Origin of the sequence: Streptomyces sp. ATexAB-D23 (assembly GCF_000373645.1) — a bacterium.
Lineage (GTDB): Bacteria > Actinomycetota > Actinomycetes > Streptomycetales > Streptomycetaceae > Streptomyces > Streptomyces castrisilvae.
Genome location: NZ_KB892062.1, coordinates 1 through 4616, shown reverse-complemented (window position 1 = coordinate 4616; position 4616 = coordinate 1). Strand labels below are relative to the sequence as shown.

The following is a 4616-nucleotide window of genomic DNA, read 5'->3' as shown; positions in this document are numbered from 1 at the left end:
CCCAGGAGAGAGAAAGTATTATCCGGTATTAGACCCCGTTTCCAGGGCTTGTCCCAGAGTGAAGGGCAGATTGCCCACGTGTTACTCACCCGTTCGCCACTAATCCACCCCGAANGGCTTCATCGTTCGACTTGCATGTGTTAAGCACGCCGCCAGCGTTCGTCCTGAGCCAGGATCAAACTCTCCGTGAATGTTTTCCCGTAATCGGGACCACACATCACGAGAGCGGAACAACAAGGTCGGAATAAGACCCGTCGTCCACTGCGTCCTCGCTGTGTAATTGCCTACCAGGTCAGTGACCTCGTAGGACTTTTCAAAGGAACCACCAACCTGCCGAAGCAGGCCGGGGTATCAACATATCTGGCGTTGACTTTTGGCACGCTGTTGAGTTCTCAAGGAACGGACGCTTCCTTTGTACTCACCCGCAGAACATTTTCTGGGGCTTTCCTCCGGGCGCTTCCCTTCGGTCTTGCGTTTCCGACTCTATCAGACTCTTTCGTGTCCGATTTCCCGGTCGAAGCGGGCCGTACTGTTTGCCTTTCGGCGTTTCCAACCTTACCAGATCCATTTCGTTCCGTTTCCGGTTCGAATTTGAATTCCGGCGGCCGTTGAAGTGGCCTTGCCTTTCGGCTGATTCGACTTTATCAGAAGTATTTCGGCCGACCTAATCGGCTTCAACTCACTGAGGTTGGGAATCGATGGCTCTGCGGAAATTCGATTTCCGACCGGAGCGAGACAGATATTAACTGCCGGGGCCCGAACCTGTCCAGTTCGAGGCAACCGTTAAAATCTACCTCCCCCACTTCACCGTGTCAACGGTTTTTTGGGGCGAGGAGGAGACTAGCAGGTCAGCGACGGCGTATGCACATCAGGCGGCCACCGGCAGCTCGGCACTTCGTTCGACGGCGTCCACGTCCCCCGCCTCACCCGCTCGGGCGGCACGGCCCCCCAGGACATAGACGTACGCGAGGAAGAGCGCCTCGGCAGTTGTGCCCAGGGTGATCCGGGCCCAGGTCGGAAGGCCTGACGGGGTCACAAAGGCTTCGATGATCCCCGAGACGAACAGGACGAGCGCCAGGCCGACGGCCATGCCGACGGCGGCCCGTCCCCGCTGTGCCAGGGCCGCACGGCGAGTCCGCGGACCGGGGTCGATGACCGTCCAGCCGAGGCGCAGGCCCGTACCCGCGGCGACGAAGACGGCCGTCAGCTCCAGCAGGCCATGGGGAAGGACCAGCCCGAGGAACGTGTCGAGCCGGCCGACCGAGGACATCAGCCCGATGCCGACCGCCAGGTTCACCACGTTGACGAAGAGGATCCAGATCACCGGGACGCAGAGGAACGCGCCCAGTACCAGGCACATGGCGGCGGCCTGCGCGTTGTTCGTCCAGACCTGTGCCGCGAAGGAAGTCGCCGGGTGGCTGGAGTAGTACGTCTCGTACTCGCCACCCGGACTCGTCATGCGACGGAGGTCGTCCGGAGCGGCGATGGTCGCCTGGACCTCCGGATGCGCGGCGATCCACCAGCCCATCAGCGCGGCCAGGAGCGTGGAGACCACGGCGGTCGGTATCCACCAGTGGCGGGAGCGGTAGACGGCTGCGGGGAATCCCGCGGTGAGGAAGCGCGCCGCGTCGCGCCAGGACGCTCGGCGGGTCCCGGTCACCGTGGCACGGGCTCGGGCCACCAGCTGCGTGAGCCGCGCGACGAGCAGTGGGTCGGGGGCGCTGGACTGGATCAGGGACAGGTGCGTGGCCGCGCGCTGGTAGAGGTCGACGAGTTCGTCCGCTTCCGCGCCCGTCAGCCGGCGCCCGCGGCGCAGGAGGTGGTCCAGCCGGTCCCACTCGATGCGGTGGGCGTTGACGAAGACATCGAGGTCCATGATCGGCTGCGGCTCCAGGCAGGGTGTGTACCGGTCCGTACAACTGCGGCGTTGCGGGCCAGCTTGGCAGACTGTGGGCCCGCGGGGCAGGGGCCTTCGGTGAGGGGTGGGGCGATGAGTGAGCTCGTGACCGGGGACGCGGTCGTACTGGGGCTGCGGCCGGCGAAACTGCCGAGCCGGGCACTGGCTCTGGCCATCGATTTGATCGTGGTGGGAACGGTGTTCGGCCTGGTGGCCTTCGGTCTCGCCATCGTCTCCGCCTCGCTGGACGAAGCGGCCATCGCGGCGGTGTCCGTCGCTGCCTTCCTGCTGGTTCTTGTGGGTGGGCCGATCGCGGTCGAGACGCTCAGCCACGGACGTTCGCTGGGCAAGCTGGCCTGCGGGCTGCGCGTCGTACGGGACGACGGCGGCCCCATACGGTTCCGGCACGCGCTGGTGCGCGGGGCGATGGCGGTCGTGGAGATCCTGATGACGCTCGGCGTCGTCGCCTCCATCGCGTCGTTGGTGTCGACGCGTGGCCGACGGCTCGGTGACGTCTTCGCGGGGACGCTCGTCGTACGGGAACGGGTGCCGGCGGGCCGGACAACGGCTGTTCCGCCGCCTCCGCCTTGGCTGGTCGGGCGATTCGCCGGTCTGGATCTAACAGGAGTTCCGGACGGTCTGTGGCTCGCGGTGCGGCAGTACCTGACGCGGATGCATCAACTCGACGCCGAGGTGGGCCGGAGCATGGCGGAGCGGCTCGGCGAGGAGGTCGCCGCGCGGACCGGAACCCCGGCTCCGGCAGGCGTACCGGCCTCCGCGTACCTGGCTGCCGTGGTGCACGAGCGGCAGGTGCGGGACGCGCGACGGGCGTGGGAGGCCGCGGCCCGCGAGGCCACCCGTGGTTCCGCCGGCCCCGCGTCGATGAGCCTCCCGGGAGGAGCGTCTGTGGGCGGCGATCCGGGTGGCGGGTTCGGCCGGTCTCCCGGCGGACCGGCGGGCCCGGTAACACCACCTGGGCACCCGGGGGCCGCCGTCGGTCCGCCCGTCGGCATGGTGCCTGGCCCCGTCGGCATGGTGCCTGACGGAGCCCCGGGGTCTGGCGCCGATGCGGCCGCCGGTACCGGAGGGGCGGCCGGACGGCCATCCGCCACCGGGTTCGTGCCGCCCGCCTAGGAGGTAGCCGGGAAATCCCGTCGTACGCCCGAAGGGCATGGCCTGCGGCGTCCGGTGATTCCCCACGTTCTCGGCTTCGCTCGAACAGGGGAGACCCCGCTCCTCGGCGTGCCGGCCGGAATCCCTCGTACTGGACGTACTCGGGATTTCGGCCGGTGCGGCGAGAGCGCTCGCCAGGCGTCGCAGGCCAGACGGGACTTTGCGGACACGGCCCAGGTCGTGTCGCGTCAGCTGCGGGCCGCGGCCGTCACTGCATCGAGCGGGTTTCCTGAACAGTTCCCCGAACTTCCCGAACTCCCCGGCCTCCAGCAGCTTCCGGGCGCCTCCGTGTCGGTGTTCACCCCCTCGGCCTCGAACCCTGCTCGCGGGTGACTCCCCTTCCTGCCCGGCTACCGCTCGGAGGGTGGGGACTCCAGTTCCTCCAGCTCGATGCCGGGGGCCGACAGAACCACGTCCCCGGCCAGGTGGACGGTGTGTCTCTCGCCCGTGTCCAGGGCGCTGACCTGGTATTCGTCCACCTTCAGGGGTCCGTTGTCAGTGGGGTGCGCTTCACTGTTCACCAGGGCCCAGGACTGGTCGAGCGTGCGGGGGGCGAGGACCGGATCCGTGAAGGTGACGACCCGGACGCGGGTTGCCGGAGAAGTGGGGGTGAGGCGCAGCAGACGAGCGGTCGCGACGAGGAAGGCGGGGGACGTGCCGTTGAAGGCGTGGGCGCGGACATTGCCTTCGGTGGCGTGAGTACCCGTCGGGTCGGTACGGACCCAGGTGAGCCCTTCGAGGGCGGCACCGCGGACCTGCCAGTCGGCGGCATGGAGTTCGAGACGGATGGGGCGGCCGAGTTCATCGAGGGTGAGGTCGACGGATCCCAGGTGACTGCCGGACGGGGCAGTCGTTTGGGAGATGTAGCGCCAGCCGGAAGGGCCGGGCGCGCAGTGGAAGTGTTCTTCGCCGAGGGGGGTGTGGTCATGAAGATCGTGGAGCGAATATCGGCCGCGGGGCATGGGGTCCTTCGGGTTCCTCGGGTCGTGCGGGTGCGGTACGGCGCAGGCCCCCGACACGGGGGTGCGGGGGCCTGCGTCCGTCGCTGCTGCTGATCGGTCCGGACTGCTGAGTGTCCGGTACTGCTGAATCGCCCCGGGCTGCGGGGTCTGCCGGTGACCGGTTCACCGGCGGACCACCGCGGCACATGGCGGGAGCAGTCGGTACGGAGTCGAGCGGTACGGGTTCCGTGCCGGGGCAGCCTTGAGGGAAGGGATCCGTCCCTACGGGCTGTCCCCGGTGGATCAGTAGCGGTAGTGGTCCGGCTTGTACGGGCCCTCGACCTCGACACCGATGTACGCGGCCTGCTCCGGGCGCAGCGTCGTCAGCTTGACGCCGAGGGCGTCGAGGTGGAGGCGGGCGACCTTCTCGTCCAGGTGCTTGGGGAGCACGTAGACGTCGGTCGGGTACTCCTCGGGCTTGGTGAACAGCTCGATCTGGGCCAGCGTCTGGTCCGCGAAGCTGTTGGACATCACGAACGAGGGGTGGCCGGTGGCGTTGCCCAGGTTCAGCAGGCGGCCCTCGGACAGCACGATCAGGACCTTGC

At 67.8% G+C, this 4616-nt stretch carries 4 protein-coding genes and 1 rRNA gene; 1 reads left to right on the top strand and 4 read right to left on the bottom strand.

Translation table 11 applies throughout. The annotated features are described in order from the left end of the window. Together B082_RS0131270 and B082_RS0131265 are read right to left on the bottom strand one after the other, a co-directional pair. Positions 1–191 (bottom strand): 16S ribosomal RNA (locus B082_RS0131270); the annotation flags it as partial. 677 nt (positions 192–868) lie between these two features. Next, positions 869–1876 carry a stage II sporulation protein M gene (locus B082_RS0131265; RefSeq protein WP_018555732.1) on the bottom strand — a complete coding sequence of 336 codons (1008 nt, stop codon included), beginning with the start codon at positions 1874–1876 and terminating at the stop codon, positions 869–871. A gap of 114 nt (positions 1877–1990) precedes the next feature. Here B082_RS0131265 and B082_RS0131260 point away from each other — a divergent pair, with 114 nt between their 5' ends. After that, a complete protein-coding gene (locus tag B082_RS0131260) occupies positions 1991–3031 on the top strand; it encodes an RDD family protein (protein ID WP_018555731.1) in 1041 nt (346 codons plus the stop codon). 389 nt (positions 3032–3420) lie between these two features. Here B082_RS0131260 and B082_RS0131255 read toward each other — a convergent pair whose 3' ends face one another. Beyond that, entirely contained in the window at positions 3421–4032 is a 612-nt protein-coding gene (locus B082_RS0131255) for a hypothetical protein (protein ID WP_018555730.1), read from the bottom strand. Positions 4033–4314: 282 nt separating this feature from the next. Continuing rightward, positions 4315–4616 (bottom strand): adenosylhomocysteinase (locus B082_RS37080; RefSeq protein WP_018555729.1); only part of this gene is annotated, 302 nt, incomplete at its 5' end.